The following is a 22940-nucleotide window of genomic DNA, read 5'->3' as shown; positions in this document are numbered from 1 at the left end:
GTTGTTGGGCGGGGTGGGGGTGGGTTCTCCCTCCTTCCCCGCCGCGTGATTGTTGCCGCCCGCACCGCACGCGTCAAGGCAATGTTGAGTCCTGTGACGCTGTGGCTGGTGGCCTTGACCCGTGCGGCACGGGCGGCGGTTTGGCGGCTATCGGGGAAGGGGGAGAGTGGTTGAGGTCCCAACGGCCCCGGGCCCTTCGGGCCCCCGGGGGCCCGGTCCGGCCGCAGGCGGCCGGATGCCTTCCCTTCCCTCTGGTGTCCTCGTGGGGCGCGCCGCCACTACGTGACGGGTCGGGTCACGAAGGGCCCGCTACAGGTGGGGCACGGGGCGGGGCGCGTCCTCGCGGTGGCCGGCTCTGGTCTTCTCAGCGATGATCTTGCTCGTAGCGCCATGTTGGGCGCCCAACATGGCGCTAGGAGCAAGATCATCATGATGGAGAGACAACACGGGGTTGCACGGGGTTGGTGGTGCCGGTGGGCCGGTACCTGGGGCGGGAGCCGGTACCTGTGGTGGCAGTGGCGCCGAGACCCCCGATGGGAGCCACTCCGGCCCCGGGATATGGCTCTGGGCGGGGGTTCGCGGTGTTTCTGCCCCTGGGCATGCCGATATCCCCACAGGGCACAGGGCCCTTGGGGTCTGACACCCAACCGGGGTGGTCGCGGCGGGGTGGGGTTCCACCTGGCGGGAACGCATGGTCGTGGAAGCGGGTGGTGGTTAGGGGGAGGTGGCTGGGGCTGGCTCCCCCTCACCATCCCCGGATCCGCTGGTCTCGGTGTCCTGTCGGTTCTGGGCGTGGTGGTGCTCCCAGATCTGCCGGTTCACCTTGGCCTGCAACCGGTGCTTGAGCCGGTTATGGGTCGAGCACAGCACCTGCATGTTCTCGGCACTGGTCACCCCGCCGTGGGAGAAGGGGACGATGTGGTCGTACTGCGACCAGCTACGCGGCATGTCACAGCCCTGGTGCCACTCGCAGTAGGGCTTCTTGAACCCCGCCGCTTGACGGACCGGATCCGGAGCGCACCGCTGCTTACGCCCCACATCCAACAGAGTCCGACCCTGGGCATCGGTCACGAACCGGCGCAACCAACTCTCGGGGGTCAAACGGGCCACCATCTGATCAGGCAACACCACACCATCCTCGGTAGTGGCGGGCTCGGCCGACCCATCACCCAGGAACCGCTTCAGCGGCACGGTGATGTTCAGGGTCGCCAACGGTTGGCGGCTCAGACTGGAGCAACCCCGGTGAGTCAGAGCGGTCTCGAAGATCCGCCTCATCGCGTCATAGATGCGCTGATGCTTCGCCACGGCGGCGTTCTCCGGCCCATACGGCTCGGTGTAAGCCTCCAAGGCGGCCTGGATCAGCTCGTTATCGGCCCCCGGCCCCCACATCCGTAGCAGGAACCCACCCTCGAAGGTGGGCGAGAACTGCGCGCCCCGGTTCTCGAACGTTTCATCGTAGTCCCGGTCGACCTTATCCGGATCCAGGCGGGCCACGAACCATTTCGCCGCGTCCCGCAACTGGCGCACCGAAGCCTGCGGGCATTCCTGTTTATAGGCGATGAGCCCGTATTCCAACCGGGCCCGAAACCCCTCCACCGAAGGACGCTGGGCACGGAATTCCTCATCCGCAGTTTCCAGGACCTTCGCCCACTCGGTAGTCGCTTTTTCGGTGGAGGTCGCGATGGCGCACGCCTCACCCAAAGACAGAGTCTGCTTCCCGAACGCTTCTTCCACCAAGGGCAGCTGCTGCCGGTGTAGGGCGCGGGCGAGGGTGGCGAGGCTCTTGGCCTCGGCCGGGGTGGTGCCCCACTGGTGGGTGATCCACGTCTGGATGCTGCGCTGTCCGCCCTCTTCCAGCAGGGCGCCGGTGGCCTCCATACGGGCTAGGGCGGGCAGCATCCCGTAGCGGATGCGGTCTGTTTCCTGGTTGAGGCGGCCGAACTGTGCGAGCGCATCGGCTTCGCACCCGAACGGGATATCCCGTTCGGAGAATTCCACTGCGATCTCCCGCGCACCCGCCATCGCCTTATCGACCGGGGTGTTCCCGGTCGGGCGCGGTGCGTGGGGAGGAAAGCTCATACTCTGATTATATGCGAACACCCCCAACAATGGCAGGCCTACCCGCGAGTTTATTAACCGAATTCTGGGGCCGGCATTCCTGCTATGCGAGAGCCTCTGTTTCGGGTTGCCCGCAACCTCTTTTCGCTATGGTCGGATTCGTCTATCGCGGAGACACTCCTGGCGAATTCGAGGGAAGGGGCTCTGAAGAGAAATGATCTTGTCCGTAGCGCCATGTTGGGCGCCCAAATGGGCGCTAGGAGCAAGATCATCGCTGTGAAGACCAGAGCCGGCTACCGCGGGGACGCGCCCCGCCCCGAACCCCACCTGTAGCGGGTCCTTCGTTGCCTGACCCGTCACGTAGTGGCGACGCGCTCAACGAGGACACCAGAGGGAAGGGAAGGGATCCGGCCGGCCACGGCCGGAGTGGGCCGCAGGCCCGCAGGGCCGTTGGGACCTCAACCACTCTCCCCCCTTCCCCGATAGCCGCCAAACCGCCGCCCGCGCCGTACGGGTCAAGGCCACCAGCCCCGCTGCCAGAGCACACGACATTGCCTTGACGCGTGCGGTGCGGGCGGCAACAATCACGCGGCGGGGAAGGAGGGAGAACCCACCCCCACCCCGCCCAACCACCCCAGGGTTATCTAGCCCAGGCGCCCCACGCACCCACCAAGATGAATCGTTTTAAACTCGCACTGAATCAAGATCAGCATGGGCATGCACGCGAACGCTCGGACGCGCCCGAGCTTCAGCTCAGCCAGCTCAGCTCAGCCAGCTCAACCAACTCAGTCAACTCAACTCAGGCCCGATGTGCGGCCGTCGAGCCGCGCAGCACGATCTCCGGGGTGAAGAGCTGGCGCTCGTGTCTGTGGCCGGAGTCGTCGAAGTGCTCCCGGAGCAGGCTCATCGCCGTGCGTCCCAGCTTGTACTTGGGCTGGGCGACCGTGGTGAGCCCGGGATGCACGAGGGCGGCGACGTCGATGTCGTCGTAGCCCATCACCGAGATGTCGTCGGGGGCGCGTAGGCCACGTCGCCCAAGCCCCTTGAGGAAGCCCAGGGCGAGCTGATCGTTGGCGCAGAACACCGCGGTGGAACGCTGGCGGGGCCCACCGGCCAGGATGGTGTCCACGGCCTTCTCGCCCTGTTCGGGGTTGAGTTGGGGCACGTGCACCAGGTCGAGGGCGGTCTCCGGGTCCAGGCCCGCCTCGGTGACGGCTTGGAGTAGACCCTGGTGGCGGCGGTGGACCTGGTCGATGGAGAAGGGGCCGGTCAGGAAAGCGATCCGTTCGTGGCCGAGCCCGATGAGGTGGCGCCCGGCGGCCAGTCCGCCGGCCTCGTTGTCGACGCTGACGCTGCAGCCTTCCTCGATGGGCACGTCGCCGCGGTCCAGCGCGACCCAGGGGATCCCTTGTTTGCTCAACCAGCGTAGGTCGGACAGGTCGTCGTCGATGGGCATGACGACCGCGCCGGCGGCGCGCTGTCCGGCGAGCAGGCGTAGGTTGCGCTCCTGTCGGGTGTGGTCCTCGGCGGAGTTGAGCAGCAGCACCGCCAGGCCGGACTCCACCGCCTCGTCCTCGACTCCGCGCGCGACCTCCGTGAAGTAGGGGTTGGTCACGTCCAGGACCAGTAGTCCCACGCAGTCGCTGCGGCCGGACCGCAGGTTGCTGCCGGAGGAGTTGCGCACGTAGTCGAGTTCGCGGATGGCGGCCTCGACGCGTTCCCTGGTCTCCGTGGCCACTCGTTCGGGGCGGTTGAGGACGTTGGACACGGTCCCGGGCGAGACCCCCGCGTGCTTCGCGACCTGGGTGATGCCGACGGAGCGCCGGGCCGCGGTGGGGTTCGGGTTCTCGGGCACGTGCGGTACTCCCAGCCTGGAAGGTGCGCTCATGGTCACACCGTGATTGAAACGTGTCAATGTCAATCGTACAAGTGACTCAGGGGCGAGGGGCGTCCCTCGCCGATCCGGGCGGTGTTGTGGGCGGTCCTGGCCCTTTATCAGGATGTTTCCCGGATGTCTTGACGGCTGCCTGTGGCCTAATTAACATCACCCTCATATTAAAACGTTTTGTCTGCTGATCCGACCCACGCACCGATCCCTCCGCGTATCGACCTCGACGCGAGTCCTCAACGGAAGGAGGACAGCATGGCGGTTCGAGGCCCCACGGGTCCGCCCGTCCTCTCCCTCGCCGACGTGAGCAAGGCCTTCGGCAACGTCCGCGCCCTTCGGAACATGTCCCTGGAACTCCACCCGGGCGAGATCCACGCCCTGGTAGGGGAGAACGGGGCCGGCAAGTCCACCCTGGTCAAGACCCTGGCCGGAGTGCACCGCCCCGACCACGGCCGTGTGCTGGTCGACGGCGCACGCGTGGAGTTCACCGCCCCCGCCGACGCCCAACGGGCCGGGGTCGCGGTCATCTACCAGGAACCCACCCTCTTCCCGGACCTGTCGGTCACCGAGAACATCTTCGTCGGTCGCCAGCCCCGCACCCGTTGGGGCACCACCGACAAGGCCCGCATGCGTCGCCTGACCAGGGAGGCGTTCACCCGTCTGGGTGTGGAGGTCGATCCCGAACGTCCCGCGCGCGGGCTGTCCATCGCCGACCAGCAGCTCGTGGAGATCGCCAAGGCCATCACCCGCGACGCCCGGGCCCTGATCATGGACGAACCCACCGCCGCGCTGTCCGGGGTGGAGGCCGAACGCCTGTTCCGGGTCGCCCGCTCCTTGCGCGACGCCGGAGCGGCGCTGCTGTTCATCTCCCACCGCTTCGACGAGGTGTTCGCCCTCAGCGACCGGGTCACGGTCGTGCGCGATGGATCCTTCGTCTCCTGTGACCCCACCGGCGACCTGGAGGTGGACACAGTGGTGCGCCGCATGGTCGGCCGCGACGTCGACGACCTCTATCCCAAACAGGAGGCCGTCATCGGTGAGACCGTCCTGGAGGTGGAGGGGCTCACCAGGCAAGGGGTCTTCGCCGATGTCTCCTTCACGGTGCGGGCCGGGGAAATCGTCGCGCTGGCCGGGCTGGTGGGCGCCGGACGCAGCGAGGTCGTACGCGCCGTGTTCGGGGTGGACCGTTACGACCTCGGCGCGGTTCGGGTACACGGTCGACCGCTCCCCGCCGGTCGGCCCAAGGCCGCGATGGCCGCCCACATGGCCTTGGTCCCAGAGGACCGCCGCCAGCAGGGGCTGGTCATGGAGTCCTCCATCGCCCGCAACGCCACCGCCACCCGTCGCCGTCCGCTCAGCCGCGCGGGCCTGCTGACTTCGCGCGCGGAGAACGAGGCGGCCCACCACTGGGGGGAGCGTCTGCGCCTGAAGTTCGGCGATCTGGCCGACACGGTCTCCACCCTGTCCGGCGGCAACCAGCAGAAGGTCGTACTGGCCAAGTGGCTGTCCACCGAACCGCGGATCCTGTTCGTCGACGAACCCACCCGCGGGATCGACGTGGGCACCAAGGCCGAGGTCCACCGTCTGCTCACCACCCTGGCGGGGGAAGGGGTGGCCGTGGTGATGGTCTCCAGCGAACTCCCCGAGGTCCTGGGCATGGCCGACCGTGTCCTGGTGATGCACGAGGGGCGCCTCACCGCCGAACTCGACCGATCCGAGGCCACCGAGGAGTCCGTCATGTACGCGGCCACCGGAACGACCGCGGGGAAGGGGACGACGTGACGGTGACCGACACCCAGACCCCGGTCGTGTCCAGCACGACCGGACGCGTCCGGCGCACCCGTCGGGTGCGTGAACTCGGTGTGCTCCTGGCGGTGGTCCTGCTCATCGCGGCCACGTGGCTGAACAATCCCGGGTTCCTCTCCAGCCAGGGCGTGCGCGACCTCTTCCTCGGTGCGACCGTGCTGTCCGTTCTGGCCGTGGGCCAGGCACTGGTCCTGATCACCAAGAACGTCGACCTGTCGGTCGGTTCGGTGATGGGACTGTCGGCCTTCGGAACCGGCACCCTCTTCGTGGCCTTCCCCGGGCTCCCCGTCCCCGTGGTGCTCATCGCCGGTGTGGTGGTCGGTGCCCTGTGCGGTTTGGTGAACGGTTTCCTGGTCACCTTCGCCCAGGTGCCCGCGCTGGTCGTCACCCTGGGCACGCTCTACGCCTTCCGCGGACTCGGCCACTGGTGGGCCGACGGTGGCCAGGTCAACGCCCACGACATGCCCTCCGCTTTCCTGGACCTGGGTCGGTCGAGTGTCCTGGGCGTACCATTGCCCGCCGCCGTCGCCATCGTCGTGGTCGTCGGTGTGGGCCTGTTCCTGTCCCACTACCGCTCGGGCCGTGAGCTGTACGCCATCGGCTCCAACGTCGAGGCGGCCCGCCTGTCCGGCATCTCCGTGGGGCGCCGGGTCCTGGCCGCCTTCGTCGCCAACGGCGCGCTGGCCGGTCTGGCCGGGGTCCTCTTCGCCGCCCGCTACGGCACCGTCGACTCCACCGTCGGCTTCGGCATGGAGTTGCAGGTCGTGGCCGCCGCCGTCGTGGGCGGCGTGGCCATCGCCGGGGGAGTGGGCACCGTCTACGGCGCTGCCCTGGGTGCCATCCTGCTCACCACCATCACCGCCGCCCTGCCCATCTGGCGGATCGACCAGTTCTGGCACCAGGCCGTCGTCGGCGCGCTCATCCTGGCCGCCATCGGCCTGGACCGGCTGCTGGCGCTGCGCTCGGCGCGCAGGCTCCGAGGAGGTCCCCGTGGCTCCTGACACCATCGCCCCTTCCCCCACCCCTGGAAGGTTCCGAACCCTGCTGTCGGCCCGCGAGGCCCCCGTGGTCGGCGCGTTGGTGGTGGCGTTGTTGTGCGCGTCGATGTTCGTCGACGTGTTCGCCACCGGTCGCAACACGAGCTTCCTGTTGTTGAGCGTGGCCGCCATCGCCCTCATGGCCCTGCCGATGACCCTCATCGTCATCACCGGGGAGATCGACCTGTCGGTGGCCTCCACCCTGGCCCTGACCAGCGCCACCCTGGGCGTGCTGTGGGAATCCGGTGTCCCGATCGAAACGGCCCTGGTGATCTGCCTGGTGATCGGTGCCCTGCTCGGCGCCCTCAACGGGGTGCTGGTCACCGTGATGGGGTTGCCCTCCCTGGCGGTCACCATCGGCACCATGGCCCTGTACCGGGGCCTGGCCTACGTGCTGCTCGGGGATCGGGCCGTGGCCAGTTACCCGCAGAACTGGGTGAGCGGGGCCCGCGCACCCTTCCCCGGGGTGGAGGGCCTGCCCTGGGTCGCGGTGGCGATCCTCGTGCTCGCCCTGCTTTTCGCCGTGTTCCTGCACGCCACCGGCGCCGGACGTTCCCTGTTCGACATCGGTAACAACGACGAGGCCGCCCGCTTCTCCGGGGTGTCGGTGAAGTGGACGAAGTTCTGGCTTTTCACGCTCAGCGGAGTGGTCGCCTCCTCGGCCGGGCTCTTTTGGACCCTGCAGTACGGCACCTCTCGCGCCGACACCGCCTTCGGCCTGGAACTGCAGGTCGTGGCCGCCGTCCTGCTCGGCGGGGTGTCCATCTTCGGTGGTGTCGGTTCGATCCTGGGCGTGATGAGCGGCGTGTTGTTGCTCGGTGTCCTGCGCAACGCCCTGCAGCTGTTCGGCGTCAGCAGCGATGTCCTGCTCATCGTCACCGGCGCGATCCTCATCGCCTCCGTCGTCACACCCAACCTCGTGGCCCGGGTCCGCTCCCGGCGCGCACGCCCACTCGCATCCCGTACCCCCGAGGGAGACACACCATGATCGACCCCCGACGCTATTCGTTCCTCACCGCGACCGCGGCGGTGATGCTGCTGGCCACCGCTTGCGGCGGCACCACCATCGACGACGCCCAGGACGAGGACGCCCAGGGGCCCACGGGAACCGCCGACCCGGACGCGGAGATCCCCGAGGGCCTGGCCATCGACTTCCTGCCCAAGCAGCTCAACAACCCGTTCTTCGACCTGGTCGACGCAGGGGGACAGGAGGCGGTGGAGGAAGTGGGCGGCGTGGCCACCGAACGGGGCGGTACCGAGGCCACCGCCGACTCCCAGGTGGAGTACATCAACGCCGCCAGTCAGGCCGGCAGCGACGTCATCGTCATCGCCGCCAACGACCCCGACGCCGTGTGCCCGTCCCTGAACGAGGCGCGCGACAACGGCGCGGTCATCGTGGGTTATGACTCCAACGCCAACTGCACCGACGTGTTCGTCAACCAGTCCAGTAACCGGCTCATCGGGCAGACCCTGGTGGACATGGTCGAGGAACAGCTCGGCGGCGAGGGCACCTTCGCGGTCCTGTCGGCCACTCCCAACGCCACCAATCAGAACGCGTGGATCGAGGAGATGGAGCAGATCCTGCAGGAGGACGAGTACGCCGACCTGGAGTTGGTGGACACCGTCTACGGCAACGACGACGACCTGGAGTCGTTCCAGGAGATGCAGGGGCTGATGCAGTCCCACCCGGACCTGGACGCGGTCGTCTCGCCCACCACGGTCGGCCTGGCCGCCGCGGCCCGCTACGTCAGCGATTCCGAGTACCAGGGCGAACTGGTGGTGACGGGCCTGGGCACGCCCAACCAGATGCGCGAGTTCGTGCACGACGGCACGGTCGATGGGTTCGCGCTGTGGAACCCGCACGAGCTGGGCTACCTGGCCGGGTACACCGGCGCCGCGCTCAAGGCAGGACAGATCACCGGCGCGCAGGGGGAGACCTTCACCGCCGGAGACCTGGGCGAGTTCACGTTCGAGACCGACGGCGAGGTCGTGCTGGGCCCGCCGCTGGTCTTCGACGCCGACAACGTGGACGACTTCGACTTCTGACCCGGGAAGGGGACGCATGCGACGAGTGTGTTTCGTGCTGAAGGTGCGTCAGGATCGGTTGGCGGAATACCGTGAGCGCCATGCCCAGGTATGGCCCGAGATGCGTCGGGCCCTGTCGGAGAGCGGTTGGCACAACTACTCGCTGTTCGCCGACGAGCGGGGCATGGTGATCGGCTACCTGGAGACCGAGGACTTCGACGCGGCCCGTGCCGCCATGGCGAAGACCGAGGTCAACGCCCGCTGGCAGGCGGAGATGGCGCCTCTCTTCGAGGACCTGGACGGTCGCCCCGATGAGGGGATGCTTCCGCTGACCGAGGTCTTCCACCTTCCCTAGGAATCCGTACGCCCCGGTCGGTTACTCGACCGGGGTTTTCCCGTGCCGGTGGCGTGAGCGCTAACAAGCCGGGTGGAGAACCCCTACTTTCCGACCTTCCCGACCATTGCCCCGGGAATGGCAGTGCAGTATGTTAACGCCCACCAACCCCGGCAAGGAGTTTTTGGGTGGACCACACTTCCCCGCCCGTCCGGGTGAACCGTGACCCCGCGATGACGGACGTCGCTCGGCTCGCCGGTGTCTCCCACCAGACGGTGTCCCGTGTGCTCAACGGACACCCCAACGTCCGTGAGCAGACCCGGTTGCGTGTGCGCGCCGCCATCGAACAGCTCGGTTACCGCCCCAACCGGGCCGCCCGCACCCTGGCGACCGGGAAGTCCCAGCTCCTGGGCGTGGTGGCGCAGAACTCCACGCTCTTCGGCCCCTCGTCGCTGCTGGCCGCCTTCGAACTGGCCGCCACCGCGCGGGGGTTCGTGGTCAGCGTGCGCCGGGTCCGGGTCCTGGACCACGGTTCCATCGCCGCCGCGGTGGAACACCACCGCGAACAGCGGGCCGCCGGGATCGTGGTGATAGCCCCCACCGGCGCGGCGGACGAGGCCCTGGCCGAGGTGCCCACCGACGTTCCCGTGGTGACGGTGGACGGCGACCCCGAACGTGAGGGCACCCTGGTGACCGTGGACCAGGAGGCCGGGGCGCGACTGGCCACGCGGTGTCTGCTGGAGGCCGGACACGAGACGGTCTGGCACGTGTCGGGCCCGGCGGACTGGTTCGACGCCGCCGGTCGACTGCGCGGCTGGCAGCGGACCTTGGAGGAGGCCGGCGCGGAGGTTCCTCCGGTCAGCCAGGCCGACTGGAGCGCCGCATCGGGCTACCGGGCGGGGCTGATGTTGGCCCGAATGCCGGAGGTCACGGCGGTGTTCGCGGCCAACGACCATTTGGCCCTGGGGATCCTGCGGGCGATGCACGAACGCGGCCGTTCGGTGCCCGGCGACGTCAGCGTGGTGGGCTTCGACGACGTGCCCGAGGCCGCCTACTTCATTCCACCGTTGACCACGGTGCGGCCCGATTTCGACACCGTGGCCACCGAGGCGCTGAGCGTGTTGTTGTCCCGGGTCTCGGGTGAACGGACCGGTTCCACGCGAAGCGTCATCACCCCCACCCTGGTCGAACGCGACAGCGTGGCGGCGCCGCCGACCGCCTAGGGCCGGTGCTCCGCCCCGTGCCGGCTAAACTGAGCGCCGTCGAACGCAGGAGGCGGCCGGGGAAGACGCCGCCAGGGGGCACGGAGGCGTGGGGATGGGCGAGGGCGCTGAGACCGTGGCGGGGGCACGCCGTCGCGGAGCCCGGGTCTCCATGGCCGACGTGGCCCGACTGGCCGGGGTCTCCTCGCAGACCGTCTCCCGGGTCTCCAACGGCAGCCCCAGCGTGGTGCCCGAGACCCGAGAACGGGTGCTGGCCGCCATGGAGGAGCTCGGTTACCGGCCCAACAGCGCCGCGCGCGCCCTCAAACGCGGCGAGTTCCGCACGCTCGGGGTCATCGTGTTCACCCTGTCGACCACGGGCACGTTGCGCACGCTGGAGGCGATCGCGGGTTCCGCCGCCCAGGAGGGGTACGCGATCACGCTCATCCCGGTGGCGGTGCCCACCCAGGACGGGGTGCTGGGTGCCTTCACCCGGCTGGGCGAGCTGGCGGTGGACGCCGTCATCGTCATCATGGAGGTCCACCTGTTGGACGCCGCCGACGTCCGGTTGCCGCAGGGGTTGCACGTGGTCGTGGCCGACTCCGAAGCCGACGATCGGTACGGCATGGTCGACACCGACCAAAGGGGCGGAACACGTTCGGCGGTCTCGCACCTGCTCGACCTGGGACATCGGACGGTGCATCATCTGGCCGGCCCGAGGGAGTCCTTCTGCGCGGAACACCGGGCCCGCGCCTGGCGGGAGCGACTGGGGGAGAGCGGGTGCCCGATCCCCGAGCCGATCCACGGCGATTGGTCGGCCGAAGGCGGCTACCGGGCGGGGCTGGATCTGGCAGCCGATCCCGAGTGCACGGCGGTGTTCGTGGCCAACGACCAGATGGCGTTGGGTGTGCTGCGGGCGATGCACGAGCGGGGCCGGTCGGTTCCCGAGGACGTGAGCGTGGTGGGGTTCGACGACATCGCGGAGGCGGCGTCGTTCCTGCCGCCGCTGACGACCGTCCGGCAGGACTTCCATGAGGTGGGGCGCCGACTCGTGGCCGGGGCGCTGCGTCGGCTGCGCGGGGAGGCGGACGGCCCCGGGGCCTCGCTGGTGCCCACCGAGCTGGTGGTACGCGCCAGCACCGCGCCGCCCTCGGTGTGAACCGCGAAGGTTTCCCGCGCCCGACCCCTTGACCTCCGGGCGACCCCGGTGCAACACTCCCGACACCGAAATGTTTGCGTAAACATCGCTTGGTGCCCACCCCCCGCCCCCAGCACCGGGGCCTGGCCGTGGTCGACACGGAGTGCACGACGAGGGACCCCCCATGACGCCGACGACCGCACCCACCGCACCCTCACCGGACGGGCCACCGGCGCGGAGCCGACCCCGAAGACGCTGGACCGGGTGGGGTTTCCTCGCCCCGTTCATGACCGTCTTCGCGTTGGTCTTCGTGGCACCGATCCTGTACTCGCTCTATCTGAGCGTGTACCGCGACCAATTGGTCGGCGGCACCTTGTTCGTGGGCCTGGAGAACTACCGCGGAGCCCTCACCGACCCGGTGTTCTGGGACTCGGTGTCCAGGGTGACGCTCTTCCTCGCCGTCCAGGTGCCGATCATGCTGTTCCTGGCGCTGCTCCTGGCCCTGGCCCTGGACAGCGGTCGACTCTACGGGCGCGACTTCTTCCGCATCTCGATCTTCCTGCCCTACGCGGTCCCCGCCGTGGTGGCCACCCTGATGTGGGGCTTCATGTACGGCACCCGGTTCGGGCTCGTCGGCAACGCCAACGACCTGCTGGGCGTGACCCTGCCCGACCCGCTCGCCCCCGGCGTCATCCTCGCCTCGATCGGCAACATCGTCACCTGGCAGTTCGTCGGATACAACATGCTCATCCTGTACTCGGCGCTGCGCACGGTGCCGCACAACCTGTACGAGGCGGCCGAGGTCGACGGGGCCGGCCAGCTGCGGGTGATCGCCGCGATCAAGCTCCCCGCCCTGCGCGGGGCCCTGGTGATCGCGGCGATCTTCTCCATCATCGGCAGCTTCCAACTGTTCAACGAACCCAGCATCCTGCAGAGTCTGGCGCCCAACGCCATCACCTCCGGCTACACGCCCAACCTCTACACCTACTCGTTGGCCTTCTCCGGCCAGCAGCAGAACTACGCCGCGGCGGTGGCGATCATCATGGGGCTGTTGACCATGGTCATCGCCTACGCGGTCCAGCTGTTCGGCATGCGAAAGGCCGCGTGAACCATGGGCACCCCCACCCCGCTCCGCTCACCCCGGCCCCGGCCCCGTCGCCGCTCCGCGCCCGGCCCGCAGGGATCGCCCCGCCGGCGCCCCAGCGTCGTCCTGACCCTGATCACCGGACTGGCCCTGCTGTACTCCGTGGTGCCCCTGATCTGGTTGCTCATCAACGCCACCAAGGGCCAGGAGTCACTGCTGGACAGCTTCGGACTGTGGTTCGGCTCCGACTTCGCGCTGCTGGACAACATCGCCGCCACGCTCACCTACGACGACGGGGTGTTCGTGCGTTGGCTGCTCAACACCGTGCTCTACGTGGTGCTGGGCGCGGGAGGAGCCACCCTGTTGGCGATGCTCGGCGGCTACGCCCTGGCCAAGTTCGACTTCCCCGGGCGGCGCGCCGTCTTCGCCGTGGTCCTGGGCGCGGCAGCGGTGCCCGGCACCGCCCTGGCCGTGCCCACGTTCTTGATGTTCAGCCAGATGGGCCTGACCAACACCCCCTGGTCGGTCATCGTCCCCTCCTTGATCTCGCCCTTCGGCCTGTACCTGATGTGGGTCTTCGCGGCCCAGGCGGTGCCCACGGAGCTGATGGAGGCGGCGCGCATCGACGGCTCGGGGGAACTCCGCACCTTCTTCACGGTGGCGTTGCCGCTGCTGGCTCCCGGAACCGCCACGGTTCTGCTGTTCACCATGGTGACGACCTGGAACAACTACTTCCTGCCGCTGATCATGATCCGCGACCCCGACTGGTTCCCGCTCACGCTCGGGCTCGACGCCTGGAACGACCAGGCCGCCACCATCGGAGGCGAACCCGTCTTCCACCTGGTCATCACCGGATCGCTGTTGACCATCGTGCCGCTGATCGCCGCCTTCCTGATGCTGCAGCGCTACTGGCGTTCCGGTCTGACCGCCGGAAGCCTCAAGGGCTGAACACACCACCACGACCGAGGAGACCCCCCGATGAACAGCAGAGCACCCCGTGCCGCCGCGGTCGGCGCACTGTGCCTGGCGCTGAGCGCCTGTGGCTCCGGTGACGACACCGCCCCCGACATCACCGCCGAGGACGTCGCGACCGCCTTGGAGGAGGGCGGTGAGATCACCGTCTGGGCTTGGGAACCCACCCTGGAGCGGGTCGCCGAGGGCTTCGAGGAGGCCCACCCCGGCGTCACCGTCAACGTGGAGAACGTCGGTACCGGCGACGAGCAGTACACCGCGTTGCAGAACGCGTTGTCCGCCGGGTCGGGGCTGCCCGACGTCGCCCACATCGAGTACTTCGCGCTGGGCCAGTTCACCATCGCCGGACACCTGGTGGACCTGGCCCCGTTGGGGGCCGAGGAACTGGAGGGGTCCTACACGGCCGGACCGTGGGGCGCGGTCCAGGGCGAGGAAGGCGCTATCCACGCCCTGCCCATGGACTCCGGGCCGATCGCCCTGTTCTACAACCAGGACGTCTTCGATGAACTCGACGTGGAGGTCCCCACCACCTGGGAGGAGTACGTCGAAGCGGCCCGGGAACTCACCGAGGCCGACCCCGACGTGCGCATCGCCGCCGACAACGGTGACGCCGGCAGCACCACCACCGGGATCTGGCACGCGGGTGGACAGCCCTACTCGGTGGAGGGCGAGGAGGTCACCATCGACTTCACCGACGAGGGCACCGCCCGCTACGCGGACACCTGGCAGCAGCTCATCGACGAGGACCTGTTGCTACCGGTGACCTCCTGGAGCGACGAGTGGTACCAGGCGTTGGGCGACGGCAGTGTCGCCACCCTGGTCACCGGCGCGTGGATGGGGCTGAACCTGGAGTCCGGGGTCCCCGACGGGGCCGGTTCCTGGAGGGTGGCCCCGCCGCCCGCCTGGGAAGAGGGTGAGACCTCCAGCGCCGAGAGCGGCGGCAGCGCCCTGGCGGTGCCGGTGGGCGCGGAGAACCAGGCGCTCGCCTACGCCTTCATCGAGTACGCCAACGCCGGTGAGGGGATCCAGGCCCGAATCGACCAGGGCGCCTTCCCGGCGACCGTCGCCGACCTGGAATCGGAGGAGTTCCTGGCGATCGAGTCCGAGTACTTCGGTGGCCAGCAGGTCAACCAGGTCTACGCTGACTCCGCGGCCAATGTGCGCGAGGGCTGGGCCTACCTGCCCTACCAGGCCCACGCCAACTCGCTGTTCAACGACACCGTGGGCCAGGCCTACGTCTCCGACACCACCCTCGCCGAGGGGCTGGCCGACTGGCAGGACGTCTCGGCCCGTTACGGCGAGGACCAGGGATTCACCGTCGACACCGGTGACTGACCGGGGCACGACCCCGGTGGGGGCGGCCCCGGCCGTCCCCACCACACCCATGTTCTTCGAAGGGAAACACCATGACCGACGCCGGTTCGCGTGACTGGCCGCGTTGGCCCGACCGGCCCGCCCGCCCCCGATTCGGCTACGGCGCCGACTACAACCCCGAACAGTGGCCCCGCCGGGTGTGGGAGGAGGACCTGCGTCTGATGCGCCGCGCCGGGGTCAACATCGTCACCCTCGGGGTGTTCTCCTGGTCGCGGCTGCGACCGGACCCCCACACCTGGGACTTCGGCTGGCTGGACGAGATCATGGACCGGTTGCACGAGAACGGCGTCGCCGTCGATCTGGCCACCGCCACCGCCTCGCCGCCCGCCTGGCTGGCCACCGCTCACCCCGAGATCCTGCCGGTCACCCGCACCGGTGAGACCGTCTGGCCCGGTGCCCGCCAGCATTGGCGCCCCACGTCACCGGTGTTCCGCCGCCACGCGCTGGAGGTGACCACCGCCCTGGCCGAACGCTACGGTCACCACCCCGCCCTGGCCGCCTGGCACGTGTCCAACGAACTGGGCTGCCACAACGTCCACGATTACTCCGAGGACGCCGCGACCGCCTTCCGGGCCTGGCTGCGGGAGCGTTACACCACGGTCGACGGGCTCAACCACGCCTGGGCCACCGACTTCTGGTCCCAGCGCTACACCGACTGGGGTCAGGTCCTACCGCCCCGGCTGGCCGCCTCGCACGTCAACCCCACCCAACAGCTCGACTTCGCGCGTTTCTCCTCCGACGCGCTGCTCGATCACCTACGGGCGGAAAGCGCTATCCTGCGTCGTATCACTCCCGACATCCCCATCACCACCAACTTCATGGTCATGGGCCACGTCTCGGAGATGAACTACGCCGACTGGGCGCACGAGGTCGACTTCGTCTCCAACGACCACTACGTGCGCCCCGAACCCGGCGGCGCCGACGAACTCTCCTTCTGCGCCAACCTCACCGGCGGCCTGGCACGTGGGCGCCCCTGGTACTTGATGGAGCACTCCACCAGCGCGGTCAACTGGCGCTCGGTCAACCCGCCCAAGGCCCCGGGTGAGATGGCACGCGACTCCCTGCTGCACGTGGCGCACGGCGCCGACGCCGTGTGTTTCTTCCAGTGGCGACAGTCGGCGGCCGGTGCGGAGAAGTACCACTCGGCGATGGTGCCGCACACCGGTGCCGAGAGCCGGGTCTTTCGGGACGTGACCGAACTGGGGCGGGTGTTGGCCGAGGACCTGGCCGAGGTCGCCGGATCGCGGCGGCTGCCAGCTCGGGCCGCCATCGTCTTCGACTGGGAGTCCAGGTGGGCGGTGAGCCGCGACTCGCTGCCCAGTTCGCTGTTGGACGTGCACCGCGAGGCCCTGGACTGGTACACCGCTTTCCTTGAGGTGGGCGTGCGTGTGGACGTGCTGCCCACCGACGCCGACTGGGAGGCCTACGACCTGGTGGTCGCGCCCCTGCTGCACGTGCTGCCCGAGGCCACCGCCGAACGCCTGAAGGAGTACGCCTTGGGCGGTGGGCACCTGGTCACCACCTACTTCTCCGGGATCGTCGACGAGAACGATCACGTCCACCTGGGCGGCTATCCGGGGCCGTTGCGCGACCTGCTGGGTCTTCGGATCGAGGAGTTCGCGCCCCTGCCCGAGGGCGCGAGCGTGGGCCTGGACGACGGTTCCTCGGGAACGGTGTGGTCGGACCGGATCACCGTCACCTCGGCCGAGACCGAGGTCCTGGCCCGTTACGCCGACGGTCCCCTGGCGGGAGGAGCGGCGTTGACCCGTCGCGCGCTGCCCGGCGGTGGTGGCGCCGCCTACGTCTCGACCCGTTTGGACGAGGCCCACCGAGTCGCCCTGCTCGGCCGCCTGTTGGCCGACGCCGGGATCGACGGCGAACTCCCCGAGGGGTTGCGCGGCCGGGTGGAGCTGACCGTGCGTGCCGACGATGACGCCGAGTACCGCTTCCTGACCAATCGCACCGACGAACCCGTCGAACTCCGCGGCCTGTCGGGCGCCCCGTTGACGGGGGTCACCACGTCCGGCGCGGGGACCCACGTCCTGGCACCGCGCGGCATCACCGCGTGGCGCCTGCCCACGGCCTGAGAAAGCGCTGTCCTGAGAAAGCGCTGTCCACGGGAGAGGCTCCCGTGGACAGCGCTTCAAGGTGGCGGACTCAGTAGGAGATGTCGGGGACGAGCAGGTTGAAGGACACGGCGAAACGGGCGCAGGTGGCCACCGTCGCCCTGCCGTATCGGCGTGATCACCGGCACCGGAGTCCGGGCGGCTCCTGGCCTCGGGGGTCGGCCAGGGAGGAAGCGCGGGGCCACGTCGCTCCCCGTACTCACGTCCGCGTCCTGGGCCGGGAGAACTCTGATCATGCCACTTCCTCACACCTCGCTCACGAACCCCGACATGCTATGGGTCCCGTGGAGGTTTGCGGTGCGACCGCAACTTCGGCATGATCGGCGCCGCGCCTCCGACGCGGCGCTTGTTGTAGATGTCGAAGGCCACGGCCAGCAACAACACCAGGCCCTTGATGAGCTGCTGCCAGTCCACGCCCAGCCCGATCAGCGACATCCCGTTGTTGAGCACGCCCATGACCAGGGCACCGATCACCGCGCCGACGACGCTGCCCACCCCACCGGCCGCGGAGGCGCCGCCGATGAAGGCCGCCGCGATGGCGTCCAGTTCGAACATGGTGCCCGCGCCGGGGGTCGCGGCGTTCAGACGTCCGGTGAAGACCAGCCCGGCCAGCGCCGAGAGCACCCCCATGTTCACGAACACCCAGAACGTGGTCCGTTTGGTGCGGATCCCGGAGAGCGCGGCGGCCCGCTCGCTGCCGCCCACGGCGTACACGCGCCGACCCATGGTGGTGGAGCGCATCACGAACGCGTAGCCCACGATGAGCGCGATCAGCAGTACGCCCACCAGCGGAAGCCCGTTGTGCTCGGCCACCACGTAGGTGAACGCCATGATGGCGGCGACCACCAGCACCGACCCGGTGGCGGTGACCGCGACCGGAGCGACCGGCAGCTCCCGGGCGCGTGAACGGGCCCGCGAGCGCCACTGGATCCACACGATCACGGCGGCCCCGGCCACCCCGAGGAGGAGGGTGGGAAGGTGTGGTCCGTCGCTCCGCCCGGGCAGGAAACCGCTGGCGATCACCCGCAGCGATTGCGGCAACGGGGCGATGGACTCTCCGCCCAGCACCGCGAGCGTGGCGCCGCGGAACACCAGCATCCCGGCCAGGGTGACGATGAACGCCGGAACCCCCACGTAGGCGATCCAAAAGCCCTGCCAGGCGCCGATGAGCGCGCCGAGCAGCAGCGCGGCCGGTACCACCACGACGGTCGGCAGACCCCACGAGTTGAGCATGATCGCGGCCATCGCCCCGGTGAAGGCCACCACCGAGCCGACCGACAGGTCGATGTGTCCGGTGATGATCACCAGCATCATCCCGATCGCCAGGATCAGGATGTAGGAGTTCTGCATGATCAGGTTGGTGACGTTGAGCGGGGTGAGCAGCAACCCACCGGTGAGGATCTGGAACAGGATGATGATGGCCACCAGGGCGATGGCCATCCCGTACTGGCGGGTGCGTCCCCGCAGCATCTCCCGCAGGCGGGGGAGTGAGGAGGTCGGTCGGTTCACTTCGTTTCCCCGGTTCGGGTCATGAGTCTCATCAGGGTCTCCTGGTCGGCGTCGGCCCCGGGCACCTCGCCGGTGATACGCCCCTCGCACATGGCGTAGACGCGGTCGCACATGCCGAGGAGCTCCGGCAGCTCCGAGGAGATGAGCAGCACGCAGGCCCCCTCGGCCGCCAGGCGGCGCACGATCAGGTAGATCTCGTACTTGGCCCCGACGTCGATGCCGCGGGTGGGCTCGTCGAGGATCAGCAGTTCAGGTCGGGTGAACATCCACTTGCCCAGCACGACCTTTTGCTGGTTGCCGCCGCTGAGGGTGCGCACCGTCTGGTCGACCCCGCGGCTGCGCACCCGCATGCGTTCGCTCATCCGTTGGGCCTCCACCGTCTCCAGGCCCGGGTCGATGACGCCCCGGCGGGAGATCCGCCCGAGCGCGGCCATGGTGGTGTTGTGCCGGATGTCGTCGTCCAGGACCAGACCCAGGGACTTGCGGTCCTCGGGCACGTAGGCGACCCCCGCGGCGATCGCGTCGGCGACGTCGCCCATGCGCAGTTCCTCGCCGTCCCGCAGCAGGGAACCTCGGACGTAGCGGCCATAGGAGCGCCCGAACAGGTTCATGGCGAACTCGGTGCGCCCGGCTCCCATCAGTCCGGCCAGTCCCACGACCTCACCGGTCCCGATGTCGAGGTCCGCCCCGTCCACGATGCGCCGTCCGGCCTGGGTGGGGTGGTCCACGGTCCAGTCGCGCACCTCGAAGCGGACCGGGCCGACGGCGCCCTCACCCGGTGGGTAGCGCTGGTCCAGGTCGCGGCCGACCATGCCGCGGATGACACGGTCCTCGTCGACCGATGGCCGCCCCTGGGCGTCGCGTTCCACCGTCAGGGTCTCCACGGTGCGGCCATCGCGCAGGATGGTGACCTCGTCGCTGACCCGCATCACCTCACCGAGCTTGTGCGAGATCAGCACGCAGGCCACGCCCTGCTCGCGCAGGTCCGACAGCAGCTCCAGCAGGCGGTCGCTCTCGGCCTCGTTGAGCGCGGAGGTCGGCTCGTCCAGCACCAGCAGCCGCACCCGTTTGGCCAGGGCCTTGGCGATCTCCACCAACTGTTGGGCACCGATGCTCAGCGCGGAGACGGGCAGGGCGGGGTTCTCGTCCAGGCCCACGCGCAACAGCAGTTCACGGGCGCGGGCGTGGGTGGCGCCCCAGTCGATGACGCCGAACCGGGTCTCCTCATGGCCCAACAGGACGTTCTCGCTGATGGAGAGTTGGGGGATCAGCGCCAGTTCCTGATGGATGATGGCGATCCCGGCGCGTTCGGCGGCGACCACGTCGGAGAACGCCCGCTGCTCGCCGTCGATCTCCACCGACCCGGTGTAGGAACCGGCCGGGTGCACCCCGCTGAGCACCTTCATCAACGTGGACTTGCCCGCCCCGTTCTCACCCATCAGCGCGTGGACGCTGCCGGGGGCCACCTCCAGGGAGACCCCGTCCAGGGCCCGTACCCCGGGGAACTCCTTGCGGATGTCGCTCATCCGCAGCAGGGGCCCCGGGGAGTCGGGAATGGTGTAAGCGGTGCTCATTCGAGCTCGGACTCCTCGTAGTAGCCGCCCTCGACCAGGACCTCGTGGTAGTTGTCCAGGTCCACCGAGACCGGTTCCAGCAGGAAGGACGGAACGACCTGGACCCCGTTGTCGTAGGACTCGGTGTCGTTGACCGGCACCTCCTCGTCGTTGAGAAGGGCCTCGGTCATGTCCACGGTCTGGGAGGCCAGGGCGCGGGTGTCCTTGAAGACCGTCTGGGTCTGCTCCCCGGCGACGATGGAGCGCACCGACGACAGGTCGGCGTCCTGACCCGTGATGACGGGAAGCGGTTGCTCCTCGGTGCCGTAGCCCACCGCGCGCAGGGACTCGATCACCCCCAGGCTGATGCCGTCGAAGGGCGACAGGACCGCGTGCACCTCCTCGTCGGAGTAGTTGGCGCTGAGCAGGTTGTCCATGCGGGACTGGGCGATGGAACCGTCCCAGCGGGTGGTGGCGATCTGCTCCATGGAGGTCTGGCCGCTCAGGACCTCCAGCGTGCCGTCGTCGATGTGGGGTTGCAGGACCGACATCGCGCCGTCGTTGAAGAAGTAGGCGTTGTTGTCGTCGGGGGAGCCGCCGAACAGCTCGATGTTGAACGGGCCGTCCTCGTTCTCCAGGTCCAGGGTGTCGACGATGTACTGCCCCTGGAGGACGCCGACCTCGAAGTTGTCGAAGGTGGCGTAGTAGTCGACGTGCTCGCTGCCCATGATGAGCCGGTCGTAGGCGATCACCGGGATGTCGCCGTCGGCGGCCATGTCGAGGACGTCGCCCAGGGCCTCACCATCGATGGAGGCGATGACCAGGGCGTCCACGCCTCGGGTGATCATGTTCTCGATCTGGGCGACCTGGTCCTCGACGATGTCCTCGGCGTACTGCAGGTCGGTTCCGTAGCCGCGGTCCTCGAACTCGGCGACCATGTTGTCGCCGTCGTCGATCCAGCGTTCGGAGGATTGGGTGGGCATGGCGATGCCGATGACGCCGTTCTCACCGTCGGGGCGGGCGGCGTCGCCCACACCGTTGCAGGCGGTCAGTAGCAGTGCGACGCCGGAGAGGGAGGCGGCGACGGACAGGAGTGATGGTCGGGGCATCGGGGCCTTCTTCCGTACTCGGTTGGGGTGGGTCGACCCTGACCGGGGGCAGGGTGATGACGGACCAGGACACGGGCGGCAGGACCGCGGTGAGCGTGCCCTCGGACAGGTGCACGTCCTCGGCCGGTCGAGGGACGACCCGGTCGGGGGCGTGCATGGTGTTGGCGGCGTAGGGGTCCTCGTCGGCCAGGGTTCTGGCGTCGGTGATCGCGCCGGGGGTGGGAGGGCTCCCGGTGGGAGCCCTCCCCAGGGGGTGCGGGCGCCGGGGGGCGCCTGGCCGGCCGCTCAGACCGGGACGTACTCGATACCGGCCAGCTCGCACAGGACACGCCAGTCCTGGGCGATGTGACCGGAGTTCATGACCATGTGGTGGGTGCCACCGGCGCGCAGCCAGGCGTCCATGCAGCTCCGCACGCCCGAGGCGGGACGGAACTGCCCGTAGGGCATCTCCAGGGCGGGCAGTTCGGGGGAGTCCAGGACCTCGCCCTCGGCCACCACCAGACGGAACCGTTCCCCGCCCAGGGAGACCAGGGACGCCAGTGTCGCCGGCCCCGGGCGGTAGCGGAACACCAGGGTGGGTGGGTCGTCCAGACCTCCGATGCCCAGCGGGCGTTTGATCAGCCGTACCGGTTCGTCCTCGCGGGCCAGCCGCCAGTTGCCCTCGCCCATGTGGCTCATCAGGATGGAGTCGCTGGGAAAGTCCATCGCGTACATCTCGGTGAAGTGACCGTCCCCGGCGAGCCGGTGCCCGGCGTAGACGATCGAGGCCGCCAGGACGTCCCCCTCTCCGGCGAAGCCGTACCCCTGGGCCATCAGGGTGGAGGCGGCGGCCATGGGCAGCCGGGCGAAACGCCCGTCCTCACCGATGGCGTCGAAGTGGGTGGAGTAGGCGCCGCACTCCGACTCCTCCAGGAGTCGTTCGATGCCCAACTGCATACGGACGTGGTCCTCGCGTTCCTCCTTGGACAACCGGGTGTCCACGTCGAACACCCCGTCCTCCCAGGAGATGAGGTCGCGCACCGCCTGTTCGGGCAGGTCGGCCATGGCGCGGTGCAGGGCGCCGGGCGCGATCACGTGCACCTCCGGTCCGAGCTTGCGCAACAGCGCGGACTCGTCCACGCGGGCGTCGCCCATGCCGTTCATGGGGTAGCCGAACACGCCCACCCGCAACCGGCGCAGCGCGCTGACGGTGTGGGCCGCCCGAGCCCAGCGGTCCACCCGCTCCGCGAAGTCCGGGCTCTGCCACTCACCGGTGATGACCTCGAAGTCGACCCCGGCCCGGACCATCGCGTTGGCGGTGTCCTGTGCCCCGTGGATGCCCTGGTTGTAGGTCATGTCGTCCATGTCCCAGGCGGCGCTGACGGCGGGGTCGGGCTGGATGTTGGCCAGGGCGACCGGCAGTCGCAACCCGGACAGGGCCCGGGTGACGCGCAGCGAGGGGCCGTAGGTGAGCATGACGACCAGGACGCCGTCGAGCCCCTCGGCCTCGAAGGAACGCAGGGCGCGTTCGGCGTCCTCACGACCACGGACGGGTGGAGCGACCGTCCACTCGGCGATGTCGGACAGGCGATCGGCGACCCGGCCGGCGTAGGCGGCCTGGTGCTCGGTGATCCCCGGGATCATGTCGTCGTAGAGCGGCTGCATGATGCCGAGCAACCCGACACGGGGCCGGTGGGCGCGCACCGCCGGGTTGTCGGTCGCGGGGGGTGTGGGTAGGGGCACGTC

At 69.1% G+C, this 22940-nt stretch carries 17 protein-coding genes; 11 read left to right on the top strand and 6 right to left on the bottom strand.

Translation table 11 applies throughout. The features are described from left to right. Nucleotides 1-714: 714 nt before the first annotated feature. Together ACWGSK_RS26015 and ACWGSK_RS26010 are read right to left on the bottom strand one after the other, a co-directional pair. Entirely contained in the window at nucleotides 715-2079 is a 1365-nt protein-coding gene (locus ACWGSK_RS26015) for a DUF222 domain-containing protein (protein WP_452457015.1), read from the bottom strand. A 778-nt stretch (nucleotides 2080-2857) separates the two neighbouring features. Further along, on the bottom strand, nucleotides 2858-3946 hold the full coding sequence (locus ACWGSK_RS26010) for a LacI family DNA-binding transcriptional regulator (RefSeq protein ID WP_452457014.1): 1089 nt from the start codon (nucleotides 3944-3946) through the stop codon (nucleotides 2858-2860). A gap of 255 nt (nucleotides 3947-4201) precedes the next feature. On the opposite strand from ACWGSK_RS26010, the gene ACWGSK_RS26005 reads away from it, so the two are divergent. From ACWGSK_RS26005 to ACWGSK_RS25955, 11 genes are all read left to right on the top strand, one after another. Then, the gene (locus ACWGSK_RS26005) at nucleotides 4202-5728 is read left to right on the top strand and encodes a sugar ABC transporter ATP-binding protein (protein ID WP_452457013.1); all 1527 of its coding nucleotides are present in this window, start codon (nucleotides 4202-4204) and stop codon (nucleotides 5726-5728) included. Nucleotides 5729-5730: 2 nt separating this feature from the next. Further along, a complete protein-coding gene (locus ACWGSK_RS26000) occupies nucleotides 5731-6753 on the top strand; it encodes an ABC transporter permease (protein ID WP_452457021.1) in 1023 nt (340 codons plus the stop codon). Further along, nucleotides 6743-7777 (top strand): ABC transporter permease, encoded by a 1035-nt coding sequence (locus ACWGSK_RS25995; RefSeq protein WP_358513269.1) that lies wholly within the window; start codon nucleotides 6743-6745, stop codon nucleotides 7775-7777. The genes ACWGSK_RS26000 and ACWGSK_RS25995 overlap by 11 nt, the downstream gene beginning before the upstream one ends. Next, complete coding sequence (gene rhaS, locus ACWGSK_RS25990; RefSeq protein WP_358513267.1) at nucleotides 7774-8835, top strand: rhamnose ABC transporter substrate-binding protein; 1062 nt, start codon at nucleotides 7774-7776, stop codon at nucleotides 8833-8835. The genes ACWGSK_RS25995 and rhaS overlap by 4 nt, the downstream gene beginning before the upstream one ends. A 16-nt stretch (nucleotides 8836-8851) precedes the next feature. Further along, the gene (locus ACWGSK_RS25985; protein ID WP_452457012.1) at nucleotides 8852-9169 is read left to right on the top strand and encodes an L-rhamnose mutarotase; all 318 of its coding nucleotides are present in this window, start codon (nucleotides 8852-8854) and stop codon (nucleotides 9167-9169) included. 167 nt (nucleotides 9170-9336) lie between these two features. Next, nucleotides 9337-10371, top strand: coding sequence for a LacI family DNA-binding transcriptional regulator (locus tag ACWGSK_RS25980; protein ID WP_358513263.1), 1035 nt, complete (start codon nucleotides 9337-9339; stop codon nucleotides 10369-10371). Between the two features lie 94 nt (nucleotides 10372-10465). Continuing rightward, nucleotides 10466-11509, top strand: a complete 1044-nt coding sequence (locus tag ACWGSK_RS25975) for a LacI family DNA-binding transcriptional regulator (protein ID WP_358513261.1) — start codon at nucleotides 10466-10468, stop codon at nucleotides 11507-11509. A 163-nt stretch (nucleotides 11510-11672) separates the two neighbouring features. Next, nucleotides 11673-12596 carry a carbohydrate ABC transporter permease gene (locus ACWGSK_RS25970; protein ID WP_452457011.1) on the top strand — a complete coding sequence of 308 codons (924 nt, stop codon included), beginning with the start codon at nucleotides 11673-11675 and terminating at the stop codon, nucleotides 12594-12596. Nucleotides 12597-12599: 3 nt separating this feature from the next. Then, complete coding sequence (locus ACWGSK_RS25965; RefSeq protein ID WP_452457010.1) at nucleotides 12600-13520, top strand: carbohydrate ABC transporter permease; 921 nt, start codon at nucleotides 12600-12602, stop codon at nucleotides 13518-13520. Nucleotides 13521-13550: 30 nt separating this feature from the next. Continuing rightward, nucleotides 13551-14879 (top strand): ABC transporter substrate-binding protein, encoded by a 1329-nt coding sequence (locus ACWGSK_RS25960; RefSeq protein WP_452457009.1) that lies wholly within the window; start codon nucleotides 13551-13553, stop codon nucleotides 14877-14879. 71 nt (nucleotides 14880-14950) lie between these two features. After that, nucleotides 14951-17005, top strand: a complete 2055-nt coding sequence (locus ACWGSK_RS25955; RefSeq protein ID WP_452457008.1) for a beta-galactosidase — start codon at nucleotides 14951-14953, stop codon at nucleotides 17003-17005. Between the two features lie 312 nt (nucleotides 17006-17317). Here ACWGSK_RS25955 and mmsB read toward each other — a convergent pair whose 3' ends face one another. The 4 genes from mmsB to ACWGSK_RS25935 all read right to left on the bottom strand — a co-directional run bounded on the left by mmsB (nucleotide 17318) and on the right by ACWGSK_RS25935 (nucleotide 22937). After that, nucleotides 17318-18514, bottom strand: coding sequence for a multiple monosaccharide ABC transporter permease (gene mmsB, locus ACWGSK_RS25950; protein WP_452457020.1), 1197 nt, complete (start codon nucleotides 18512-18514; stop codon nucleotides 17318-17320). A gap of 35 nt (nucleotides 18515-18549) precedes the next feature. Continuing rightward, nucleotides 18550-20127, bottom strand: coding sequence for an ATP-binding cassette domain-containing protein (locus ACWGSK_RS25945; RefSeq protein WP_452457007.1), 1578 nt, complete (start codon nucleotides 20125-20127; stop codon nucleotides 18550-18552). Then, on the bottom strand, nucleotides 20124-21215 hold the full coding sequence (gene chvE, locus ACWGSK_RS25940) for a multiple monosaccharide ABC transporter substrate-binding protein (RefSeq protein WP_358513239.1): 1092 nt from the start codon (nucleotides 21213-21215) through the stop codon (nucleotides 20124-20126). The genes ACWGSK_RS25945 and chvE overlap by 4 nt, the downstream gene beginning before the upstream one ends. A 285-nt stretch (nucleotides 21216-21500) precedes the next feature. Further along, nucleotides 21501-22937, bottom strand: a complete 1437-nt coding sequence (locus ACWGSK_RS25935; RefSeq protein WP_452457006.1) for an L-fucose/L-arabinose isomerase family protein — start codon at nucleotides 22935-22937, stop codon at nucleotides 21501-21503. Nucleotides 22938-22940: the final 3 nt, after the last annotated feature.

This window comes from Nocardiopsis sp. NPDC055551, assembly GCF_053619415.1.
Note: the sequence above shows the minus strand (reverse complement) of the source record. Positions and strands in the feature narration are given on the sequence as shown.

Coding starts and splice junctions, on each gene's coding strand:
- ACWGSK_RS26015 (WP_452457015.1), bottom strand. CDS start 2,079: ATGAGCTTTCCTCCCCACGCACCGCGCCCGACCGGGAACACCCCGGTC.
- ACWGSK_RS26010 (WP_452457014.1), bottom strand. CDS start 3,946: ATGAGCGCACCTTCCAGGCTGGGAGTACCGCACGTGCCCGAGAACCCG.
- ACWGSK_RS26005 (WP_452457013.1), top strand. CDS start 4,202: ATGGCGGTTCGAGGCCCCACGGGTCCGCCCGTCCTCTCCCTCGCCGAC.
- rhaS (WP_358513267.1), top strand. CDS start 7,774: ATGATCGACCCCCGACGCTATTCGTTCCTCACCGCGACCGCGGCGGTG.
- ACWGSK_RS25985 (WP_452457012.1), top strand. CDS start 8,852: ATGCGACGAGTGTGTTTCGTGCTGAAGGTGCGTCAGGATCGGTTGGCG.
- ACWGSK_RS25975 (WP_358513261.1), top strand. CDS start 10,466: ATGGGCGAGGGCGCTGAGACCGTGGCGGGGGCACGCCGTCGCGGAGCC.
- ACWGSK_RS25970 (WP_452457011.1), top strand. CDS start 11,673: ATGACGCCGACGACCGCACCCACCGCACCCTCACCGGACGGGCCACCG.
- ACWGSK_RS25965 (WP_452457010.1), top strand. CDS start 12,600: ATGGGCACCCCCACCCCGCTCCGCTCACCCCGGCCCCGGCCCCGTCGC.
- ACWGSK_RS25960 (WP_452457009.1), top strand. CDS start 13,551: ATGAACAGCAGAGCACCCCGTGCCGCCGCGGTCGGCGCACTGTGCCTG.
- ACWGSK_RS25955 (WP_452457008.1), top strand. CDS start 14,951: ATGACCGACGCCGGTTCGCGTGACTGGCCGCGTTGGCCCGACCGGCCC.
- mmsB (WP_452457020.1), bottom strand. CDS start 18,514: ATGCTGCGGGGACGCACCCGCCAGTACGGGATGGCCATCGCCCTGGTG.
- ACWGSK_RS25945 (WP_452457007.1), bottom strand. CDS start 20,127: ATGAGCACCGCTTACACCATTCCCGACTCCCCGGGGCCCCTGCTGCGG.
- chvE (WP_358513239.1), bottom strand. CDS start 21,215: ATGCCCCGACCATCACTCCTGTCCGTCGCCGCCTCCCTCTCCGGCGTC.